Source organism: Streptomyces sp. NPDC006265 (genome assembly GCF_040613555.1).
GTDB lineage: Bacteria > Actinomycetota > Actinomycetes > Streptomycetales > Streptomycetaceae > Streptomyces.
In genome coordinates this window covers 1-21,136 of record NZ_JBEXSH010000037.1, presented here as the reverse complement: position 1 = coordinate 21,136, position 21,136 = coordinate 1, and the positions used below count along the sequence as shown (strand labels likewise).

Sequence of the window (21,136 nt, the reverse complement as noted above, 5' to 3'; positions counted from 1 at the left end):
GTACGTCCAGTACAAGGGCTTCCGGCCGGCACGCCGAGAGCACGCACCAAACGCCCCCCGACGGGCAAACGTTGCCTGCCGCGGCACTAGCGACACGGCCCGCGCGGCGGTGTGCGGCTCGCCATGGGCGCCGGTGCGCGCCTCGTCAATGGTGGTGCAGGGCGCTTCGTCAGTGCCGTCGCAGGGCGCCGGAGCGGCGGAGTCGCCGTACGGCTGACAGCAGTTCGGCGCTTCGAGTGGGCGAGCCGTCGGCCGGGACGACCGTGGGTGCGGGCTCCGGAGGCCGGAGGGCGTCGGCCTGCCAGAGGGCGAGTTCGGGGTCCCGGGGACCGTGGGCGGTGTAGGCGACCCCGTTCTCGGCGTCCGGTGCGCGGTCTCCGAACACCCGCACCGGGTGCGCGTCGTCCCAGCGTTCCCAGCCGGGGTCGCCGTCCGTGGCGAACCGCACCCAGGCCGTGTGCATGGCGTCCGCCAGTTCCTGCGGCGCACCCTCCCCCGCCAGTTTCCGGGATTCGGCGACGTCCCCGGTGTCGAAGACGAAGCCCAGCTCCAGCGCGTGGCAGGAGCCGAGGTCGGGCAGGTTCGAGGGCCAGGCGAACTCGTAGACGTACGACGGTTCCGTGCGGGCGTCGGCCAGGTGGTGCAGGGGGATGCGGAGCAGGTGGTCGGTGACGAGCTGGCCGACGATCTCCGCGGTGCCGGCCTCGGGGTGCAGGGTGCGGTAGCCGCGCGGGACCTCGCTCCCGCAGTGGCAGCGGGCCATGGCGCCCGCGAGGGCGACGGCCCCGAGGCGATCGACGCGCTCCAGGAGTCCGCCCGGCACCAGCCAGAGCCGGTATTCGTCGCGGGTCCAGCCCAGCAGCAGTTCGACGCCGGGGGCCGCGCCACCGTCCGTGAGGGCCTCCAGCGGGTCGCGGGGGACGACGTCGCCGTCGACGACGAGGCCGAACGCGGGGCCTCCGACCACCGGGCTGCTCAGCTTGCCCACCTCGGCCTGGGTGCGCAGCAGCAGGTCGCGGTCGACGGCCGCGAAGGCCTCGGCGGTGGCGGGGATCTTCAGCCGGGCGGCCATCCGGCGGACCATGCGCCGTACCTTGGCCCGCTCGGACGCCTCGGGCGGCCCGCTCTGCAGGAAGGCCCGGCGGACCAGCCCCTGGGTCTGCGGGGCGGCGATGAGGGCGCCGATGCTGATCGCCCCGGCGGACTGGCCGAAGAGGGTGATGCGGCCGGGGTCGCCGCCGAAGGCCTGGATCGTCTCGTGGACCCAGGTCAGGGCGGCGATCTGGTCGCGCAGGCCGGGGTTCGGGGGCGTGTCCGGGAACAGTCCGTAGCCCTCGACGCCCAACCGGTAGTTGATGGATACACAAACCACGCCGTCGCGGGCGAAGGCATGGCCGTCGTAGACGGGTACGGCGGAGGAGCCCCTGGTCAGGGCACCGCCGTGGAGCCAGACGAGGACGGGGAGACGGGCTCCGGGGTCGGGCTGCGGGGTCCAGACGTTGAGGTTGAGGCAGTCGTCACCGGGCACGACCGGGTCGGACAGGTAGTGGGCGAAGGCGTCGGAGTACGGCGGTTTCGGCGGGGTGGGACCGAAGGCGCCGGCGTCGCGGACACCGTCCCAGGGCGGCAGGGGCACGGGTGGGCGGAAGCGGCGAGGGCCGAAGGGAGGGGCCGCGTACGGGATGCCGCGGAAGACCGCGACACCGCGCTCGTACCGGCCCCGGAGGGCACCATGGGGCGTGCTCACCACGGGGTCTGCCTGGTCTGCCGTCATACGTCCACCAGCCTCCTCACCGCGCTCGTGCACCGTGAAGATCAGAGCAACTCATTGTGGCCCGGTATTCCGGTGCACGAGCGGTTGAGGGGGCTGTTCGGGGTACGCGGTTACGACGCGTGCACGGTCACTTCGCGTACATCAGCGTGCCGAAGCCGAGCTGGTCGAAGCCGCCGCTGGTGGTGCCGTAGTCACCTCCTCCGCCCTCGGGGGCGACGGAGAAACACATCTGGGAGATGTGCTTGTCGTCGAGGAGCAGCCGACGCCCGTAGTGGTAGTGGAGCATCGCCCACACCGGGCGTACCTGGCCGCGGGACGTGGCGCCGAGCACGGTCTGCGACTGCTGGGCGCAGTTCTGGCCGGTGCCCCAGGTGTAGGTGGTGAACGGCACGTTCATGTTCAGGTTGTACTTGGCGACGTACTGTGCGGCCTTCATGAAGCGGCGGCCGTCGTAGGAGTAGAGGTCGTCGCCCTGGTTCCAGGCCATCTCGCAGAGCGCGCCCATCTGGCCCATGCCCATGACGGTGTGGCCCTGGTCGCGGCCGGACTCCTGCCACTGCCCGAGGTCGTAGCCCTCGACGTTGCTGTACAGGAACGGGACGGCGTGCTGGATGGAACCGTTTCCCGCACCGGACTTGAAGTAGGTGACGGCCTGGTCGTACTTGGCGGCGTTGTCGGTGAGGATCCCGATGGCCATGACCGAGGCCATGTTGCACAGGTCCCAGTTGGCCCAGTAGTTGGTGATGCAGGCGTCGTTGTGGCCGGTGAGGAACTGGTTGTTGAGCGGGTAGAAGACTCTGACCATCATCTCCTGGGCGGCGGCGAGGTCGAACCCGGAGTAGTCGCGCATGAGTTCGCAGGCGTTCGCGAACTGCCAGCCGTAGAGGCCGGCGGCGAGGAACCGGTCGGCGTTGCCGGTGACCGTGGTGAGGGTGCGTGACCAGGCGTTGAGGATGGTGGCGGCGCACCGGGCGTTGGCCTCGGTGCCGCCCACCCGCCAGCGCAGCGCGTTCTGGTAGGCGGCCGCGATGTCGTTGTAGAGCTGCGGGTAGTTCTCTCCGGTGCCACCGCGGATGATCGTCGCCGTGGCGCGGGGTGTCCAGGTGGACTGGGAGTGGGAGTTCGCGGTCAGCTTGTTCCAGCCGGACAGCCAGGGGTCGTCGCCCGCGGCGACCCTGACCTTGGCGCGGTTGATGTCTCCGGCGTTGTGGAGCATGCCGGGGTGGGTGAAGGTGGCGGGTGCGGCGCCGGCCGTGGTGGCGGTGGCCGTGGCGCCGAGGGCGAGGGCCGCGGTGAGACCGCCGGCGGTCTTGAGCAGACCGCGGCGGCTCACCTGGCCGCCCTCGTGGTGCGTGTGGGGGGAAGTGCGGCTCATGGGCGGGGTCTCCCATCGATGGAGGACTACATGGGGGTGATGCTCACCTCGTCGAACTCGGTGGTGCTGCGGGCCAGGGGGTCGCGGGAGCAGACCACGAGGCCCACGTGGTAGGGGGCGTCACCGAAGCCGGGGAGGTCTCCCTCGGCGAGGGGGGTCCAGGTGGCGCCGTCGTCGGTCGAGGCGGATGCGGTGAAGTGCGTCCCGGTGCGCTTCAGCCGCAGCAGGCAGGGGGCGGTGACCGCCGCGTTGCCCGTGAAGGTGGACTTTCCGGCGACGGTCGGGCGCAGCATCAGCTGGGCGCTCGTGCCGCCGGTGACGATCGCCCCGGCCGCCTGGTCGAACGGCGACAGCGACTTGGCCATGAGCAGGCCGACCCGGTCGCCGGTGGCTCCGGCGCGGGAGACAAGGCGGGCGGTGACCTCGCAGTCGCCGCTGACCGGCCGTCGTACGAACTGGCCCGTCATGCCCTGGTTGTTGACGGTGAGGTCGGTCCCGGCGCCGCGCACCACGAATGTCCCGTCCTGGTGGGCGGTGCTGCCGGGGGTCTGGACGGCGACCACGCCGAGGGTGCCGTAGGCGCGGTCGTCGAGGATGACGTCGCCCAGGTCGCCGTGGCTCCAGGGCTCGGGTGGCGGGGTGCCGACGGTGAGGGTGAGCGTGGCGGTGGCGTCTCCGGCGGCGTTGCCCGCGGTGGTGGTGACGGTGAACTCGCCGGTGCGGATGGGGGTTCCGGAGATCAGCCCGGTGCGCCGGTCGAGGCGCAGTCCGTCGGGCAGCCCCTTCGCGGTGAAGCGGACGGGCTGGTGCGTGGCGCGCAAGAGGTGCCTGAAGGGGGCGCCCTTGTTGCCGAACGCCAGGGTGGACGAAGTGAGTTGTGGGGTGCCGGGTGTCGGCATGGCCGCCTTCGCCGGAGCCGACAGCGGGCCGCGTCCGGCGTGGTTCGTCTTCGCCACCGTGTAGTGGTACGTCGTGCCGGGCCTGCCGGTCGCGTCGGCGTAGCGGATGCGGGTGCCGAAGCCGACGGGGCCGATGCCGGTCGCGAGGGTCGCGAACGGGCCCTTCTCGGAGGTGGAGCGGAGCACCGTGTAGCGGGCCGAGAGGTCCGGGTCGGTCCAGGTCAGCTCGACGGCGTCGGCGCCCCGGGTGGCCCGCAGGTCGGCCGCGGCCCGGGCCGGGCGTGGCACGGACCAGATCTCACCGCCCGTGCGGGAGGTGACGCTGACGTTGTCGAAGGCGCCGGTGCCGGTCTCGGCGTACTCCTCGTCGACGCCGAGGCAGGAGGTGAGGGTGAGACCGACGTAGGCCGTACTTCCCAGCTCGACCTCGCTGGTGCCGGCTTCGGTCCAGTGGACGCCGTCCGGGGAGATGGCCCCGGTGCAGCGGTCGCCTCGGCGGGTCACCCGGACCCAGTAGGGCATGCGCAGCCGGTAGCCGTCGCCCGCGCCCTCGACGTACGGGGCCCGGAGCGGGGTCGCCGACTCGGGGAGGTCGCCGAGGGAGGAGATCGGGAAGGCGGCGCCGGTGGTGACGGTCTGCTGCTGCGACGGTGGCACGGGCGTGCTGCCGGTGCCCCGGACCGCGCCCCCGGCCTTCTCCCGTACGCTCCACACACCGCTCCAGGTGTGCAGTGGCAGACCCTGGATCAGCATGGCCGCGTGGGCGGCGTCCGCGTCCAGGGCGGCCCGCACGGTGACGCCGATCTTGGAGTACTGGGAGCTGAGCGGCCAGACGATCCGGGCCGTGACCGTGCCGTCGCCGCGCAGCGGCAGGTGGGCCAGCCGCTGGGTGCCGGCGGTGCCCGACGCCTCCAGCAGGAACCGCTCCCCGTCGAAGAAGGCCGAGCCAGGGATCTTCACGTCGCCGACGTCCCGGGTGGACCAGGGGCCGGGAAGCCCGGGAACCGCGGCCGCCCAGGCGGAACTCCCGCTCTGTCCCTTGGAGTTCGCGGCTACGACCGTGTAGTAGGACGTGCGTCCGGGGCGGGCCCGGTGGTCGGTGTACGTCGGCTCTGGGACGCCGGTCGCGAGCTTCTCGTACGGCCCGTCGGCGCCGGCGGCCCGCAGGACGGTGTACGAGTCGGCCCACGCCGACGGCAGCCAGGCCAGCGTGACGGACCTGTCGTCGCCGACCGCCGTGACGCCGGCCGGAGCCGAAGGCGTGGAGGGCGACGGGGCCTTCGTGCCGGCGAAGGTGAGGGTGCCCCAGCTGGGCAGGTCGTCGTTGCTGCCCTCCACGACGCGGGCGCCGCCGCTGCCGCGGAAGACGGCCCCCTTGGTGTAGGGCGCGTCGAGCCCGCGCACGCCTGCGTAGTGCGCGTACGCCATCTCGTAGATCGGGGGCAGCGTGCCGCGTCCGACGGCCGAGACGGACGTCTTGATGTACTTGCCGGTGCGGTCCAGGTCGGGCAGGAAGGGGACATCGCCGCCGAGGTTGTAGCGGGCGGCGTACTCGACGTTTTTCAGCAGCCGGTTTCCGTCGAAGGCGTAGAGGTCCACGCCCTGGTTCCAGGCGACCTGTGCGGCGTCCGTGAGCAAGCCGACGGCGAGTTGCTCGTGGCCCTGGTCGCGTCCGGACTCCTGGCCCTGCCCGGCGTCCGTGACGATGCGGTGCGGGACACTGCCGTTGCCGGCCCCGGCGGCGGCGAAGCGCAGCGCGTCCTCGAAGAGGGTGGGCTCCTCGCAGAACACGCCGATGGCCAGGATCGACTGGACGGAGGTCAGGTCCCAGTTGCCGTTGGCGTAGAGCATGTAGCCGGAGATCGCGGGATACCAGACGCGCAGGAACGATTCCTTGCAGCGGGCGACGTCCTCCCTCGCCCAGCCGTCGTAACCGGTGTACTGGAGCAACTCGGCCGCGTTGACGAACTTGAACGCCTGGAGTCCGGCGCCGAGCGGCCCGTCCGCTCCGGTGACGGCGGTGAGGGAGGCCGACCAGGCGTTGAGGATGTCCCGGGACTTGTCGGCGTAGGCGCGCTCGCCGGTGATGCACCACATCAGCGCGGTCTGGTAGGCGGCGGCCGAGTCGGCGACGGCCTGGTTCTGGAAGTTGGTGGGGCCGCGGCCCCAGGTGGTGATCTGGCCGGTGTTCTGGACGGCGTACGTCGACTTCGAGCGCGCGTGGGCGGCGAGGGCGAGGTAACCGTCGTAGATCGGTGTTTCCCTGGCGGCGACGGCGGCCTTCATACGGGCCAGGTCGTCGGCGCTGTGCAGCAGACCGGGGTGCGTGAAGGCGCGTGGTGCCGTGGCGTCCCGGCCGGCGGCCCGGGCGGTGCCGGGGACGAGCAGTGCGCTCGCGCCCGACGCCAGCAGGGCGGCCGCACCGCCGAGGAAGCCGCGGCGGCTCGGTGCGGTGGGTCGCATGACGCTGGTGCCGACGGGGCCGGTGTGCGTGGGGTCGGTGCTCATGACGCGGCGGCCGCCTCGGCGGTGGTGAGGAACTTCAGGTTCAGCACGTGCTCGTTGGCGTGCATCGGGATGGTGTCGGTGGTGAGGTACCAGGTCGGCTTCTTCATCGAGTCGGCGATGACCGTGCCGTTGACCACGAGGTTCTCGAACGTGACGTCCTTGATGGCGTGCTTGGCGTCGTAACCGAGCAGCAGGCAGGTGGCGAGCGGCTTGCCCGTGTACGAGAGGTCCTTGACGTAGACGCCCTGGATGCCGCGGCCCACCGAGGTGTTGTATTTCGTGTTGTACATGACCCGCATGTGGATGAGCTGGCCCCAGCGGAAGTCCTCGACGCGGACGTCGTCCACCTTGACGTTCTTGATGAGGTTGCTGTCCCCCGGGTTGAGGGCGATGCAGCCCTGGTAACCCATCTGGGGCTCGCGGTGGTCGCAGATGTCGAGGTTCTTGAAGGTGAGGTTCTTCAGCACCTCGGGGTTGTCGCTGTTGCCGTGCGTCCCGACGTTGACGGGGTGCGCGACGTCCGCCCAGAGGGTGGAGTTGCGCACGGTGATGTTGCTGGTGTCGCCGTAGTACTCCCAGCGGTGGGTGTAGATGGCGATGCAGTCGTCGGAGTTGCGCATGAAGACGCCGTCGATGACGACGTTGCTGGAGCAGAAGACGTCGATGCCGTCGCCCCAGCCCTTGGAGCTGAAGGAGCCGAGCCCCTTGATGGTGACGCCGGTGGCCTCGCCGAGCTGGACGGCGTAACCGTTCGGGTTGAGCACGGTGACGGCGCCGATGGAGATGTTCCGCGAGCTCTCGACGAGGGCGCCGCCGGCGGCGGTCCCGGCGAGCACACCGCGGCCGGCGATCCCGGCGTGCTCCACGTCGCGGAAGACGACCGTCGCCTTGAGGACGGCGCCGCCGTCGAGGTAGACGGTCTTGCCCGAGGGGACGTTCAGATAGCCGTCGGCGGTGGTGTGGACGCCGGGGCCGTAGTAGAGGACGTTCGGGTCGTCCTGTGCGGGCCTCTCCTTCTCGACCGCGCGGGCGAACAGGTGGAGACAGTCGAAGATGTCCTCGTTGATCTGCACGACGACGTTGCGCGGCCGGTCGAGCGTGAAGCGCAGGGTGTCGCCCCCCACCTCGGGCTTGATGCCGTAGGAGTCCGGTCTCACCCGGACCTTGGTGGTGCCGCCCTTGAGGTAGGTGACCTCGACCTCGGCGGAGCCCTGGAAGTCGAAGTACGCCAGTGAGGAGTTGTAGGTCTTGCTGGAACCGGTGGTCGGGTTGATCTCCCCGAGCTGGGGACGCCAGATGTCCAGCGCCTGCCACTCCCCGTCGGGCGCGGTACGCACGCGCACCGTGAAGCTGGTGTTGGTCGGCATGGCGGACGGGCGGGGGTAGGTCACCAGCTTCGGGGCGACGGCGGTCTCGTCGGCCCGGGCGGCGGTCGCCGTCAGGTTGGTGAGCCCGGCGGCGAGGACGGTGGCGCCGGCGGCCTGGAGGGCGTTGCGACGGGACAGGGACGGGGACATCTGCGACTCCTTGCGAGCAATGAACAGGGGGAAAGGCGGCACTACTTGAGGCCGGAGGTGGACATCCCGGCGACGAACCCGCGCTGGGCGATCAGGAAGATCAGCAAGATCGGCACGACGTACATCACGGAGGCGGCGGCCTGCAGGTTGGCCACCGGGGTGCCCGCGGAGGTGACGTAGGTGGACATGACCGCCACCGCGAGGGTGGACCGGTCGGTGGAGAGCAGCAGCTGGGGGGCGATGTAGTCGCCCCAGGACCAGGTGAAGGCGATCACGAAGCTCGCGGACAGCACCGGCCAGGACTGCGGCAGGAAGATCCGCCAGAAGATCGTGCCGTAGCCGCAGCCGTCGACGATCGCCGCCTCCTCCAGCTCCCGGGGCAGTCCGGCGAAGAACTGACGGAAGAGGAAGACCAGGTAGGGGGCGGCGGCCAGGCCCCACAGCACCCACGGCCAGTAGGTGTCGACCATGCCGAGCTTGGCGAAGATCAGGTAGGTCGGCAGCAGCGTGATCATCTGGGGCAGCATCATCGAGCCGATGAGGATGCCGAACAGCGTCTTCTTTCCGGGGGCCTCCAGCCGGGCGAAGCCGAAGCCCACCCAGGCGGAGCTGAGGGTGACGAGGGTGGCGTAGATGAGGGCGATGATCAGGGAGTTGCGGGCGTAGCCGAGGAAGTCGATCAGGTTGAAGGCGTCCGCGAAGTTGTGCCACTGGACGTGGGTGGGCAGCCAGTGCACGGGTGAGGCCGCCAGTTCCGCCGGGGTCTTCAGGCCGCTGAGGACCAGCCAGCCGAAGGGGCCGATGAACAGGCCGGTGACGGCGACGAGGACCGTGTAGAGGACCAGACGGTTGACGCGTATCCGCACCCGGGGCGCGGGGTCGGGGGTCACACTGGTGGCGGTCACTTCTTCGCCTCCGGGTCGACGTTGTAGAACACCACGCCGGACGTGAACCTGAAGATGAGCCCGGTGGCGATGAGGATCAGGACGAAGAGCACCCACAGCAGTGCGGACGCGTAGCCGTAGCGGCCGAGCGCGAAGTACTGCGAGAAGACGTGCATCATGTAGAGGTAGTTGGACTGCGGCAGCGCGGTGACGCCCGCGGTCGTGCCGTCCGGGGTCAGCAGGAGCGGCATGATGGTCTGCACGGACGCGATCACACCGGTGACGGTCTGGAAGAGCAGCACCGGCGACAGCAACGGCACGGTGATGCTGCGGAAGGTCCGCCAGGCGCTCGCTCCGTCGATCCGGGCGGCCTCGTGCAGTTCGCGGGGCACGTCCTGGAGCCCGGCCAGCGAGATGATCATGATGTTTCCGGCGGCCCACAACACGCTCATCAGCAGCACGTAACGGGCGTAGGGGTCGGCGAGCCAGCCGAGCGCGTCGAAGCCGAAGAGAGTGAGGGCGCCGTTCGCGGCACCCGAGTTCTGGTCGAAGAGCGCCTTGAAGGTGAGGCCGGCACCGACCGGCGGCACCACGGCCGGCAGGTAGAGCAGGGTGCGGAACAGTCCACGCGCCTTGATCGGCCGGTTGACCAGGACGGCCAGCCCGAGCCCCGCGATGATCGACAGCGGCACCGAGGTGATCGCGAACAGGCCCGTTCGGCCCAGGGACTTCCAGGTCTGTGGATCGGAGAACAGCTCGCTGTAGTTGCCGAGGCCGACGTACCGCCAGTGCGGCGAGATGCCGTCGTACGTGGTGAAACTCAGCCACAGCGCGTACGCCATCGGCACGACGGTCAGCAGCAGAAAACCGATGATCCAGGGCGCGGTGAACAGGTAGAAAGCGCGATGTCTGCGACCGGTCATGGAGATCCGGGGCCGCTCGGCCGATGTCGTGCGGGCGGTGCTCGCGGCCGGTCCGGGCCTCCCCGTGAGGGGTATCTGGTCGACCGTCATCCCAGCTGCTCCTTACCGCGCTTCAGCTGCTCGTTCATGACCGAGTTCAGGCGGCCCGCGAGGGCGTCGACGGACAGGTGGCCGTTCATCGCGGCCGGCGCCTCCTGGTTGAAGAGGGCGTAGAGCGAGTCCGCCGAGGCGTAGGGCGTGAAGGCGATCACCGAGAAGTGCTTCAGCTCGGCGTTCTGCACCCTCAGCACCCGCTTCTGGTAGTCCTCCTGGGCGGGCATCAGCGGGCGCAGGGTCTTCAGGGTGGGGATGCCCCAGCCGCCGGCGGCGCGGGCCTTGGCCGGCCCCTCACCGAAGAACCACTCGAAGACGCGCCACGCGGCGTCCTTGTTCTTCGCCTTCTTCGGCATCCAGAACCCGGTGCCGGCCTGGCAGGGGCTGACCCGCCGGCCGCCCGCGAAGAGCGGAGCCGGGGCGAGGCGCGAGAGGGGCGCCAGCTTCTTGTCGGTGTTGATCAGACCGCCGAGCCAGTAGCCCGAGTTGGACATGGCCATCCGGCTCGCCTGGTAGGTCGGGCCGTCCCAGGCGTTGGGGTCGGGCTGGACGATGCTCGGCCCGACCCTGCTCCGGCCGTACTCGACGTACCAGGCCAGGGCCTTGCGGGCCTCGGGGGTGGTGAAGTCGATCCGGGAGAAGTCGTCGCTGAAGAGACTTCCTCCGGCGGACGCCGTCAGGCTCGCCAGCAGGTTGGGGGTGAGCACGCCCTGGTAACTGCCGCCGAAGACGATCGTCTGGCCGTTCTTGCGCCGGGTGAGCCGCTCGGCGGTATCCAGCCACTCCTCGTAGGTGACCGGCTCGGTCTCCGGCGGGTAGCCGACGCCCGCCTTGTCGAAGAGGGCGGTGTTGTACCAGAACATGGAGTCCTGGGAGAAGTCCTTCGCCATGCCGTAGCGGGGGCCCTTGCCCTGGGTGCGGCCGTCGTAGCGCCACAGGTCGTTGACCGGGTCGAGGTCGCCGGACTCGAGGACGGTGCTGCGGGCGAAGTACGGGTCCAGGTCCTCCATCACGTCGCGGGCCGCGAAGTAGGGCGCGTCGGTGGCTCCCACGCCGCGCACCAGGTCGGGTGGGGCGCTGTTGGTCATCATGCCGATGAGCTTGGTGATGTCGTACCGCACCGTGACGATCTTGACCCCGATGTCCTTCTGGGCCTGCCGGATCAGCTCCGGGGAGATGTCGTCGGGCTTGGCCATCACCGTGACGGTCTCGCCTCCACCGCCGACACCACTGGAGACGCGCATCGCGCAGCCGCTCAGTGACGCCGCGCCGGTCGCGGCACCGGCTGCCGAGAGTGCGAGGAATCGGCGGCGGCTCAGGGAAGCACCAGCACGTGGGTGCATGAACGCACCACCTCCTGCTCTTGCTGTTCGAAATACCGGTCAGAAGTCGGAGCCCCGACCGAAGAGAGGCATGTAGCAACCGGTTGTTGTACGTGGGGCAGAGCTTCTTCCGGCCGAGATGGCACGTCAAGAGCCTGGGCGAATTTTCGAAAAGACTATGCGTCGGGAACCGGTTGCCGTGCGGGCCTTGTCCCTGCGTAGCACCGATGACGGCACGCCCGGGGCTGACCCTCCGCCACCGAAGCCGCAGTAATCGATTTCCGTAAACGATCGCATCCTGTCGCTACGACACCGGAGCAACCGCTGACCCGCCGCCCTCAAAGATCGCCCCAACCGGGCGATTGACCACCACTTCCCGGCGGATCTACGGTAGAAGGCGCTTTCTGAAAACGTTTCTATCCCCTGCTCCAGGAGAGTCATGCCCAGCCCTCAGCTGCCGCGGGCCGTGTTCGCGATGGATCCGGTGCACCTCCCGCTGCTCTTCCCTCCGCCGCTGATGGAGCGGCTGCGGCGCACGGCCGACATCGATCCCGGGCTGGTGGTGCGGGACTTCGCCGATCCGGCCGGCGCCGCCGCCCTGGCCTCCGCCGACGTACTGATCACCGGCTGGGGCTGCCCTCATCTGGACGCCGGTGCCCTCACGGCCGCCCCGAAGCTCGACGCCGTGCTGCACGCGGCCGGCTCCGTCCGCTCCCTGGTCGGCGAGGCCCTGTGGGAGCGCGGGGTCAAGGTGTCCAGCGCGGTGACGGGCAACGCCGTGCCGGTCGCCGAGTTCACACTCGCGATGATCCTGCTGCTGGGCAAGGACACCTTCGACCACCGCGAGCGCTTCCGCCGGACCCACGCCTATCCCGACCCCGCCGACACGGCGGCGACCGGCAACCTCGGCCGTCGCGTGGGCGTCATCGGCGCCTCGCGCGTGGGCCGCCGGCTGCTGGAGCTGCTGCAGCCGTTCGACCTCACCGTCCTGCTGCACGACCCGTACGTGAGCCCCGCCGAGGCAGCCGCCCTCGGGGCCGAGTCACTGTCGCTGGAGGACCTGCTCAGACACAGCGACATCGTGAGCCTGCACGCCCCCGACATCCCCGCGACCCATCACATGCTCGACCGTGACCGGCTCGCCCTGGTCCGGGACGGCGCCGTGCTCGTCAACACCGCCCGCGGCGCACTCGTCGACCACGCGGCGCTCACCGACGAACTCGTGTCCGGCCGGCTGAACGCGGTGCTGGACGTCACCGACCCGGAGCCGCTGCCCGCCGGATCGCCGCTGTACCACCTGCCCAACGTGTTCCTCACCCCGCACATCGCCGGCTCGCTCGGCAACGAACTCGAGCGGCTCGGCCGGATCGTCGTCGAGGAACTGGAGCGCCTGGCGGCGGGCGCGCCGCCGCTCCACGAGGTGCGGCGCGCGGATCTGGCCCGGGTGGCGTGACACCGGCGCGGCGGGCCGGGAAGCCCGTTGTCCACAGGTCCTCCGAGCGGTTGTCCACAGGCCCTCCAGCCTGGCGTAACGATGGGATACGGTTTCCGCACCGGTGGCCTCGACGGCCGGTGTGATCGGCTCGAAGGAGTCCGTGGGCGCGAACGGGTCCGTGGGGCTCCGCGGGCGGGGAGCGTTCGGGCCGGGGGCGTCGAAGTCGATGCCGACCTGGTGGCAAGGGGCCGGAACACGCCGGGTCGAGGCACGCCGGACGCACCACTGGCTGACGCGCCAGGGACCGGGGCGCCACGGGCCGACACACCGAGGCCCGAGGCACCACGGTCGCCGTACCGAGGCCCGGGGCCCGCGACCCCGCCCCCGCCCCCGGCCCCGGCCCCGGCCCCGGCCGACCACGCCGACTCCGCCACCGGTCGGACCGCAACACTCCGGCGCCACCACCGGCCGGACACCGCACCGCCCGGCACACCACCGGCCGGACCCGCACCACCCCGGCCCGCCCCGGCCGGGCCGCACCAACCCGACCGCGGCGAACCGCAGCGGACCGGGTCACTACACGAAGGAGCCGCAAGGGTGAGTCAGCGCAAGGCGACGACGAGCGACGCCGGCCGGGCGACCATCCGTGATGTCGCGGAGCGCGCGGGCGTCTCCGTGGCCAGCGTCTCGCGGGTGCTGTCCGGCAACTACCCGGTGTCGGAGGAGCTGCGCCGCCGGGTGATGAAGGTGGTCCGGGACCTGGACTACGTCACCAACGCCCATGCCCGTTCGCTGGCCGGCGGCGGCACACCGACGGTGGCAATCCTCATCAACAACATCACCGGCGCCGCTTTCGCCCATGTGGCGAAGGGCGTCGAGGGCGCCGCCACCCTGCGCGGCTGGCTCTCCCTGGTCGGCACGACCGGCGACGACCCCGAGCGGGAGCTGGCGCTGGTGAACCTCATGCGCCAGCAGGGCGTCGCCGCGGTGATCCTGCTCGGCGGCGCCTACGACTACGACGAGTACCAGCTGCGCATGGCCCGCTTCGCCCGTTCGCTGGACGCGTCCGGCTCGCACCTGGTCCTGGTGGGCAGGCCCCCACTGGAGGGCGACGTCCCGGCGACGACCGTGGACTACGACAACGAGGGCGGCGCCTACGCGATGGCCAGCCACCTGCTCTCGGCCGGCCACCGCCGTGTCCTCGTCCTGCCCGGTCACGCCGAACTGACCACCGCCCAGACCCGGTTGCGGGGTGCCCGGCGGGCTTTCGAGGCGTACGGGGTGCCGTTCGACCCGGGGCTGGTGCGGCACGGCCAGTACGACTACGAGCACGGGTACGAGGCCGTCGAGGCGGCCCTGCACGAGACGCCGGACTTCACCGCGGTGCTCGCCGGGACGGACGTGGTCGCCGCGGGCGCCATGCAGGCGCTGCGCGCGGCGGGCCTGCGGGCGCCCGAGGACGTGTCGATCGTCGGCTACGACGACATCCCGCTGGCCTCGCAGCTCACGCCCCAACTCACCACCGTGCACGTGCCGTACGAGGAGATGGGCCGGGTCGCGCTGCGGGCCGTGGCCGACCGGCGCGAGGGCGGTGCGGGCCGCCGCAAGAGCGCCGACGGCGACCATCTGGTGCTGGGCACCCATGTCGTGGTCCGCAACTCGGTCCAGCCTCCGGCGCCACGCGGTTAGCCACCCGCCCCGCCCGACGCGGTCAGCCCCCCGCCCTGGCCCCGCGTGGTGGGCCGCCCGCACCGTGTGGCCGGCCGTGTGGAGTGGCCGACCGTCCGCACCATTCGCTCGGCCACCATGCAGAGTGCGTTACGTAACCGCTTTCCAGAGGCTTTTCGGTCTACCCCCCACCCCGTCCCCCTACCCGCCGAACCTCGGCGCGACGTGCCCTGAAATCCTCTGACCTGCCGAAATCGGTACCCACGGCCGCACCCCGCCCTGTGTACCCGGCGCTAACCCGCCGAACCATCCGCCGCAACAAATTGCCGCGCACCTCTTGCTATGAGCAGACCCGTCCGCCTACCGTCCCAGCAACCGCTTACTACAGCTTCCGCTAGGCCGAACCCCCCGCAACGCGAGCCGACGTCTTTTCCGGCCGCCGTTCCTGGCCGGCACCCCGAGCCGCCCCCGCCTCTCGTTCCGAGTCGTTTCGAGAACGCCCTATTCCGAAGGATCACGGTCAGATGAACTTCACCAGCCCCCGGAGAAGGTTCGCCTCCGCCGCTGTCGCGGGTATCGCGCTGACAGGTCTGCTCTCCGCCTGCGGCGGATCCGGCTCGGGTGACGACGCCGCGTCGGACTCCGGCCCGGTCACGCTCCCCTTCTGGGGTTGGGCCAACGGCCAGGAGGCGGTCGTCAAGGCGTTCAACGCCTCGCACAAGGACGTCCGGCTGAAGTACACGAAGGTCACCGACCAGCTGACCATGCAGAAGCAGCTGACCAACGCGGTCAAGGCGGGCAACGCCCCCTGCCTGGTGCAGAACACCGCCGAGTACGTGACGAGCTGGGTGTCGCAGGGCGCGCTCGCCGACATCACGCAGTACGTCGAGGGCGAGAAGAGCAGGTTCAACACCGGCGCCTGGGCGAGTGCGCAGGTGCAGGGCAAGCTCTACGGCGTGCCGACCAGCTCGGCGCCCCAGTTCACGATCTACCGCACGGACATCTTCGAGAAGTACGGCCTGAAGGCCCCGACGACCTGGGACGACTTCATCGCGGCGGGCAAGGAGCTGAAGAAGCACAACATCAAGATCACCAATTACGCCGGTGAGGACCCGAGCACCCTGGAGGTGCTCGCGATGCAGGCCGGGGCGCACTGGTACGCGATCGACGGCAGCGCCTGGAAGGTGGACTTCCAGGACGCGGGCACCTTGAAGGCCGCGAAGGTGATCCAGGAGATCATCGACAACGACCTGAACGCGAAGCTGTCCTTCGCCGACTACGCGGCCGTGCAGCGCAGTTACGACAGCGGTGCCACCGCGACCCGGCAGATCTCCACCTGGCAGATGGCGGGCATGGTGCAGAACTTCACCAAGTCCTTCGGCGACTGGGCGCTGGCGCCCTGGCCGACGTACCAGGGCGAGGCGGCGAAGACGCCGGCCGGCACGAACCTGACCGGCAGCGTGACGCTGGTGACCAAGCAGTGCAAGGACCAGAAGCAGGCGGCTCAGGCGGCATTGTGGATGTCGACGAGCCAGGACGCGGTCAAGACGATGGCGAGCCCGGAGACCGGCAACGGGGTGATGCCGGCGCTGATGGACAGCGGTTCCTACGTCGGTGAGTCGATCTCGCAGAAGCTGCTCGGGAAGAACTACGAGCCGGCGCAGAAGGTCGTGACGGACAGCCTGGGGACGGTGACCACGGACTGGACCTTCGGGCCGAACTGGACCGCGATGTTCACGGAATTGCAGGCGGGCTGGGCCAAGGTCGTCAACAAGCAGGAGAAGGTCACCGACCTGCTCGCGCACATGCAGGAGTGGACGGTCGAGGACCTGAAGTCCCGCGGTATCAGCGTCAAGGGCTGAGGCATTCGATGATTCGCTCCATGCGCTGGAAGGGCGCCGCCTTCACGGTGCCCTTCCAGCTCGGCTTCGTCTTTCTGTATCTGCTCCCGATCGGCTACGCCGTCTACGAGTCGCTGTTCACGGAGAAGCAGTCCGGGCTGGGCCTCGGCGGTGCGACGACCGAGTTCGTCGGGCTCGACAACTACGGCCAGGGGCTGACGGACTCGGCGTTCATGAACTCCATCCTGCGGGTGGTGCTCTTCGCCTGTGTCCAGATCCCGCTGATGTTGCTGATCAGCCTGTTGCTGGCGCTGTTCCTGGACGCGCTGACGTCCCGGGTGGCGGGCAGGTTCCGGATCGCGCTGCTGGTGCCGTACATGATCCCGGGCGTGGTCGCGGCGATCGTGTGGGTCAACCTCTACAGCCCCGACGTCGGCCCGCTCACCGCGATCGGCAAAGCCCTCGGCTTCGACTGGAACTTCTTCGCGCCGTCGATGGTGTGGCCGTCGATCGGCAACCTGCTGACCTGGCACGGCATCGGCTACAACATGGTGATCATCTACGCGGCGCTGCAGGGTGTGCCCCGGGAGCTGTTCGAGGCGGCCCGGCTGGACGGCGCCTCCGAGCTGCGGATCGCGCGCAGCATCAAGATCCCGTTTGTGCGCGGGGCGCTGGTCCTGACGGGTCTGCTGTCGATCATCCAGATGCTGCAGATCTTCAACGAGCCGGCGCTGTTCAGGAACATCACACCTCAGACGGTCAGCGACAGCTTCACCCCGATCATGATCATCTACAACCAGGCGTTCAACGCGGGCAACTACAACTACGCGGCTGCCCTGTCGGTGCTGCTCGCCCTGATCCTGGGCATCGCCTCCTTCCTCTTCTACCGGATCACCTCGAAGGAGGCCGACTGATGACGCTGACCGAGCAGACCACCGAGCGGCCCGAAGTCCGTGACGTCCGGCGCCTGTCCCAGCCGGACCCGGCCTCCCGCGGGCGGGGCGGTCAGCGCTTCCTCCTGGTCGGGCTGGTGCTGGCGAGTGCCTACAGCCTGTTCCCGGTGTGGTGGCTGATCGTCGCGGCGACGAAGGACCGTACGGCGCTGTACCAGAGCAACGGCCTGTGGTTCTCGGGCTGGCATCTCTGGGACAATCTGCATCAGGTGTTCACGTACCAGGACGGCATCTTCCTTCGGTGGACGGCCAACTCGTTCCTGTACGCGGGCGTCGGCTCCCTCGGCGGGACGCTGATCGCGCTCGCAACCGGTTACGGACTGGCCCGGTTCGACTTCCCCGGCCGTAACGCGATCTTCGCGTGTGTCGTGGGCTCGTTCCTGATCCCGATCGCGTTGCTGACGCTGCCGCTGTATCTGCTGTTTTCCGCGATCGGCATGGTGGACACGCCGTGGGCGATGCTGATCCCCTGCCTGATCAACCCGTTCAGCGTGTACCTGGCCAAGGTGTACACCGAGGCGACGATCCCCTACGAGCTGCTGGAGGCGGCGCGGATCGACGGCGCCGGCGAGCTGCGGATCTTCTTCAGCATCGTGCTGCGGATGATGACGACCGGGGGCGCGACGGTGTTCCTGCTGGCCTTCGTGAACACCTGGAACGCCTTCTTCCTGCCGCTGACGGTGCTGCGCGGCAAGGAGAACTGGACGCTCAACCTCGGTCTCTACAACTGGACCGGCACGCGGCTGGAGTCCGGCATCGACCTGACGGGCCTGGTGCTGACCGGAGCCCTGCTGTCCATCGTCCCGATGGCGATCATGATGGTCGCGATGCGCCGCTACTGGCGGACCGGCGTGACGCTCGGCGCCCTCAAGTGACGCTCGGCGCCTCTCATCTGGCGTTCGGCGCCCTCAGACCCTCCTTCGCCGTACCCCCTGACTCCTGGGGGCCGCAGGTGACCCTGACTCCCCGCGGCCCCCGGGTGACCGACGCTCCGGGAGCCCTCGCGTGACCGTCCTGCACAACCCCGTCCTCCGCGGCTTCGCCCCCGACCCGTCGCTGGTCCGGGTCGGCGACTGGTACTACCTGGCGACCAGTTCCTTCGAGTGGTTCCCGACGATCCCGCTGCACCGTTCCCGGGACCTGGCCCACTGGGAGTACGCGGGCCATGTCCAGGGGGCGGTCCCCGGGAACTCGCTGGCCGGGGTGCCCGACTCGGGCGGTGTCTGGGCTCCGTCACTGAGCTGGGACGGGGAACGGTTCTGGGTGACGTACACCGTCGTGCGCTCGGTCGGCACGCCGTACTTCGACCTCGACACCTACGTTGCGACGGCCGCGTCCGTCGAGGGCGGGTGGAGCACCCCGCACCGGGTCGCGAGCCACGGGTTCGACCCGGCCCTCTTCCACGAGGACGGCCGGCTGTGGCTGCTGAACCTGCAGAACGACCACCGGCCGGGGGGTGAGCGGTTCGCGGGGATCGTCATGACGGAGCTGGACCGCGACACGCTGGAACCCGTCGGTGACACGCACCTGCTGCTCCGGCACGACCGGCTGATCGAGGGGCCGAAACTGCTGCGGCGCGACGGCTGGTACTACCTCGTGGTCGCGGAGGGCGGCACGGGCTGGGAGCACGGGGTGCGGGTGGCTCGCGCCGGGGAGCTGACGGGGCCGTACGAACTCGACGAACGGCCGTTGCTGACGACTCGGGACGATCCGGCGGTGCCGTTGCAGAAGGCCGGACACGGCGAGCTGGTGGAAACTTCCGAAGGGCAGTGGCTGCTCAGTCATCTGACGGCCCGTCCGCTGCACACTCCGCAGGGCCGCCGCTGCACGCTGGGCCGGGAGACCGCGATCCAGGCGGCGGTCTGGGACGAGGAGGGCTGGCCCCGGCTGCGGCAGGGCGGGTGGCACCCCGATGCCGAGGTCGAGGTCGACGTACCGACGCATCGGCACCCGGATGCCCGTCCGCATCCGCTGCCACCGGCCCCGCAGCCGGAGGATCTGTCCTGGCCGTGGAGCTCCCTGCGTGAGCCGCCGGACCCGTCCTGGGCCGACACGAGGGCCCGCCCCGGGTGGATCCGGCTGCGCGGCCGGCACGGGCCGGAGTCCCACTGGGCGGCCGGCCTGCTCGCCCAGCGGGTCACCGAGCACCGCGCGGAGGCCGAAGTCACCGTGGAGGCACGGCCGGTCACCTTCACACAGGCGGCCGGGCTGCTGCTCTGGTACAACCCGGAGGCGTATCTCGCCCTGGACCTGACGTGGGCGGAGCCGGAGGGCGAGCCGCAGCGCGGGCAGCAGTGGGGAGGCACCGCGGGCGGGCGCACGGTGCTCAGCCTCGTCGCACGCGACGAGGACGGCGTGCGGCAGGTCGCCGTCGTCGACGTGCCGGTGGACGGGCCGGTGACGCTGGGGGCGACCATCGAGGGGGCCGACGCCCGCTTCTGGTACGTGCGCGAAGGGGTGCGCACGGCGGTCGGGCCGGCGCTGGACTTCAGCCGGCTGTCCGACGACCACGGCTCCCGGCTGCGGTTCACCGGGACGATGGCGGGGATCCACGCCCGGGACCTCGTGGACGCGGCGTTCACGGCGGACTTCACCGGGTTTCGGCTGACCTGCACACCCGGCTGAGGGGCTGTTCGGGGTTTCGAAAGTTTTGACCGGTGCGAGGCGGTGAACTCACTTTCCCTTCCCGCCGTCCTGCGCCGCACCTACAGTAGGAAGCGCTTTCTGCCCGGCCGGACCTCGTGACCGCCCTGGGCAGCGCTGGTCGAAACTTTCCACGGCCCACGGGCGGGCCGGAGAGGTGGGTTCCCCGATGGTCCGAACGGCGAGTGCGAGCGTGGCAGCCGGTCCGACACTGGCGGTCGTGGCGCGCGAGGCGGGGGTGTCGGTGCCGACCGCGTCGAAGGTGGTCAACGGCCGTGAGGACGTGGCACCCGAGACCCGCCGCCGCGTGACCGAGGCACTCGACCGGCTCGGGTACGTGCGCAGACCCCGTTTCGACGCGGCGAAGGCGCCCCGGCTGGTCGACCTGGTCGTGCACTCGCTGGACAGCTCCTGGTCGGGCGCGGTGCTGCACGGCGTGGAGGAGGCGGCGCACGACGCGGGCCTGGAGGTCGTGGTGTCGGCGGCGCTGGTCCGCTCCCGCGTCGGCCGCCCGGAACGCGGCTGGCTGGACAAGCTGGTCGCCCGCGGCTCCTCCGGCGTCCTGTTCAACCTGGCCGAGTTGAGCGACTCGCAGTACGCGTGGCTGGAGCAGCACCGCATCCCGTTCGTGATGATCGATCCGGTGCAGGAACCGCCGGAGGGTGTCGTCTCGGTGGGGGCGGCGAACTGGCAGGGCGGGCTGACGGCCACGGAGCATCTGCTGTCCCTGGGCCACGAGCGGGTCGCCGTCATCGCCGGGCCCCGGCGCACACTGTGCAGCAGCGCCCGGATCGCCGGGTACCGCTCGGCGCTGGCGGCGGCCGGGGTCCGGCACCGCGCCGAGTACGTCCGGCACGCCGGTTTCGACGAGAGCGTGGCCCACCGCCGTATGCTGGAACTCCTCGACCTGCCCGAGCCGCCGACCGCCGTCTTCGTCTGCTCGGACCGGATGGCGCTCGGAGTCTACAAGGCCCTGGCCGAAAGGGGGTTGAGGGTCCCGGACGACATCAGCGTGGTCGGCTTCGACGATCTGCCCGAGGCGCGCTGGGCCTCCCCCGCCCTGACCACCGTGCGCCAGCCGCTGTCCGAGATGGCCGCGACGGCCCTGCGGTCGCTGCTGCGCATGATGGACGGCCATCACCCGGAGAGCACACGCACGGAGCTGTCGACGCGGCTGGTGGAGCGGGCGAGCACGGCGCCGCCCGCGTAACGGGAGGTGCGCCCGGCCACCGCCGCTGCGGTGCCCCCCTCCATCGGCGAGGGGAACACCGCAGCGGTGCCCCCTTACCCGGTGAAGGAAC

14 protein-coding genes are annotated in these 21,136 nt (G+C 70.4%); 7 read left to right on the top strand and 7 right to left on the bottom strand.

What is annotated here, in order from left to right; genetic code table 11:
* Positions 1 to 169 precede the first annotated feature (169 nt).
* From ABZ281_RS05720 to ABZ281_RS05690, 7 genes are all read right to left on the bottom strand, one after another.
* A complete protein-coding gene (locus tag ABZ281_RS05720) occupies positions 170 to 1,774 on the bottom strand; it encodes a carboxylesterase family protein (RefSeq protein ID WP_356652449.1) in 1,605 nt (534 codons plus the stop codon).
* 127 nt (positions 1,775 to 1,901) lie between these two features.
* Entirely contained in the window at positions 1,902 to 3,149 is a 1,248-nt protein-coding gene (locus ABZ281_RS05715; protein ID WP_356652447.1) for an alginate lyase family protein, read from the bottom strand.
* A 26-nt stretch (positions 3,150 to 3,175) separates the two neighbouring features.
* Positions 3,176 to 6,511, bottom strand: coding sequence for an alginate lyase family protein (locus tag ABZ281_RS05710; protein ID WP_356652451.1), 3,336 nt, complete (start codon positions 6,509 to 6,511; stop codon positions 3,176 to 3,178).
* Positions 6,512 to 6,552: 41 nt separating this feature from the next.
* Positions 6,553 to 8,073, bottom strand: a complete 1,521-nt coding sequence (locus tag ABZ281_RS05705) for a glycosyl hydrolase family 28 protein (RefSeq protein WP_356652445.1) — start codon at positions 8,071 to 8,073, stop codon at positions 6,553 to 6,555.
* 41 nt (positions 8,074 to 8,114) lie between these two features.
* Positions 8,115 to 8,978, bottom strand: coding sequence for a carbohydrate ABC transporter permease (locus ABZ281_RS05700; RefSeq protein WP_356652443.1), 864 nt, complete (start codon positions 8,976 to 8,978; stop codon positions 8,115 to 8,117).
* Positions 8,975 to 9,970 carry a sugar ABC transporter permease gene (locus ABZ281_RS05695; protein WP_356652441.1) on the bottom strand — a complete coding sequence of 332 codons (996 nt, stop codon included), beginning with the start codon at positions 9,968 to 9,970 and terminating at the stop codon, positions 8,975 to 8,977. The genes ABZ281_RS05700 and ABZ281_RS05695 overlap by 4 nt, the downstream gene beginning before the upstream one ends.
* Positions 9,967 to 11,316 (bottom strand): extracellular solute-binding protein, encoded by a 1,350-nt coding sequence (locus ABZ281_RS05690; protein ID WP_356652439.1) that lies wholly within the window; start codon positions 11,314 to 11,316, stop codon positions 9,967 to 9,969. The genes ABZ281_RS05695 and ABZ281_RS05690 overlap by 4 nt, the downstream gene beginning before the upstream one ends.
* Before the next feature lie 418 nt (positions 11,317 to 11,734).
* On the opposite strand from ABZ281_RS05690, the gene ABZ281_RS05685 reads away from it, so the two are divergent.
* The 7 genes from ABZ281_RS05685 (at position 11,735) to ABZ281_RS05655 (ending at position 21,045) form a co-directional block, all read left to right on the top strand.
* Positions 11,735 to 12,748, top strand: coding sequence for a hydroxyacid dehydrogenase (locus ABZ281_RS05685; protein ID WP_356652437.1), 1,014 nt, complete (start codon positions 11,735 to 11,737; stop codon positions 12,746 to 12,748).
* Between the two features lie 579 nt (positions 12,749 to 13,327).
* Positions 13,328 to 14,419, top strand: a complete 1,092-nt coding sequence (locus tag ABZ281_RS05680) for a LacI family DNA-binding transcriptional regulator (RefSeq protein ID WP_356652435.1) — start codon at positions 13,328 to 13,330, stop codon at positions 14,417 to 14,419.
* 503 nt (positions 14,420 to 14,922) lie between these two features.
* Positions 14,923 to 16,260, top strand: a complete 1,338-nt coding sequence (locus ABZ281_RS05675; protein ID WP_356652433.1) for an extracellular solute-binding protein — start codon at positions 14,923 to 14,925, stop codon at positions 16,258 to 16,260.
* Between the two features lie 8 nt (positions 16,261 to 16,268).
* Positions 16,269 to 17,153, top strand: a complete 885-nt coding sequence (locus tag ABZ281_RS05670; RefSeq protein ID WP_356652431.1) for a sugar ABC transporter permease — start codon at positions 16,269 to 16,271, stop codon at positions 17,151 to 17,153.
* Positions 17,153 to 18,067, top strand: coding sequence for a carbohydrate ABC transporter permease (locus ABZ281_RS05665; RefSeq protein WP_356652429.1), 915 nt, complete (start codon positions 17,153 to 17,155; stop codon positions 18,065 to 18,067). Before ABZ281_RS05670 ends, ABZ281_RS05665 begins: the two co-directional genes overlap by 1 nt.
* A 130-nt stretch (positions 18,068 to 18,197) precedes the next feature.
* Complete coding sequence (locus ABZ281_RS05660) at positions 18,198 to 19,817, top strand: family 43 glycosylhydrolase (protein ID WP_356652427.1); 1,620 nt, start codon at positions 18,198 to 18,200, stop codon at positions 19,815 to 19,817.
* A gap of 187 nt (positions 19,818 to 20,004) precedes the next feature.
* Positions 20,005 to 21,045, top strand: coding sequence for a substrate-binding domain-containing protein (locus ABZ281_RS05655; RefSeq protein ID WP_356652425.1), 1,041 nt, complete (start codon positions 20,005 to 20,007; stop codon positions 21,043 to 21,045).
* The last annotated feature ends 91 nt before the right edge of the window (positions 21,046 to 21,136 follow it).

What these genes read in the sequence shown, in the direction of transcription:
- ABZ281_RS05720 (WP_356652449.1), bottom strand. Translation starts at nt 1,774, where the DNA reads ATGACGGCAGACCAGGCAGACCCCGTGGTGAGCACGCCCCATGGTGCC.
- ABZ281_RS05715 (WP_356652447.1), bottom strand. Translation starts at nt 3,149, where the DNA reads ATGAGCCGCACTTCCCCCCACACGCACCACGAGGGCGGCCAGGTGAGC.
- ABZ281_RS05710 (WP_356652451.1), bottom strand. Translation starts at nt 6,511, where the DNA reads ATGCGACCCACCGCACCGAGCCGCCGCGGCTTCCTCGGCGGTGCGGCC.
- ABZ281_RS05705 (WP_356652445.1), bottom strand. Translation starts at nt 8,073, where the DNA reads ATGTCCCCGTCCCTGTCCCGTCGCAACGCCCTCCAGGCCGCCGGCGCC.
- ABZ281_RS05695 (WP_356652441.1), bottom strand. Translation starts at nt 9,970, where the DNA reads ATGACGGTCGACCAGATACCCCTCACGGGGAGGCCCGGACCGGCCGCG.
- ABZ281_RS05690 (WP_356652439.1), bottom strand. Translation starts at nt 11,316, where the DNA reads ATGCACCCACGTGCTGGTGCTTCCCTGAGCCGCCGCCGATTCCTCGCA.
- ABZ281_RS05685 (WP_356652437.1), top strand. Translation starts at nt 11,735, where the DNA reads ATGCCCAGCCCTCAGCTGCCGCGGGCCGTGTTCGCGATGGATCCGGTG.
- ABZ281_RS05675 (WP_356652433.1), top strand. Translation starts at nt 14,923, where the DNA reads ATGAACTTCACCAGCCCCCGGAGAAGGTTCGCCTCCGCCGCTGTCGCG.
- ABZ281_RS05670 (WP_356652431.1), top strand. Translation starts at nt 16,269, where the DNA reads ATGATTCGCTCCATGCGCTGGAAGGGCGCCGCCTTCACGGTGCCCTTC.
- ABZ281_RS05665 (WP_356652429.1), top strand. Translation starts at nt 17,153, where the DNA reads ATGACGCTGACCGAGCAGACCACCGAGCGGCCCGAAGTCCGTGACGTC.
- ABZ281_RS05655 (WP_356652425.1), top strand. Translation starts at nt 20,005, where the DNA reads ATGGTCCGAACGGCGAGTGCGAGCGTGGCAGCCGGTCCGACACTGGCG.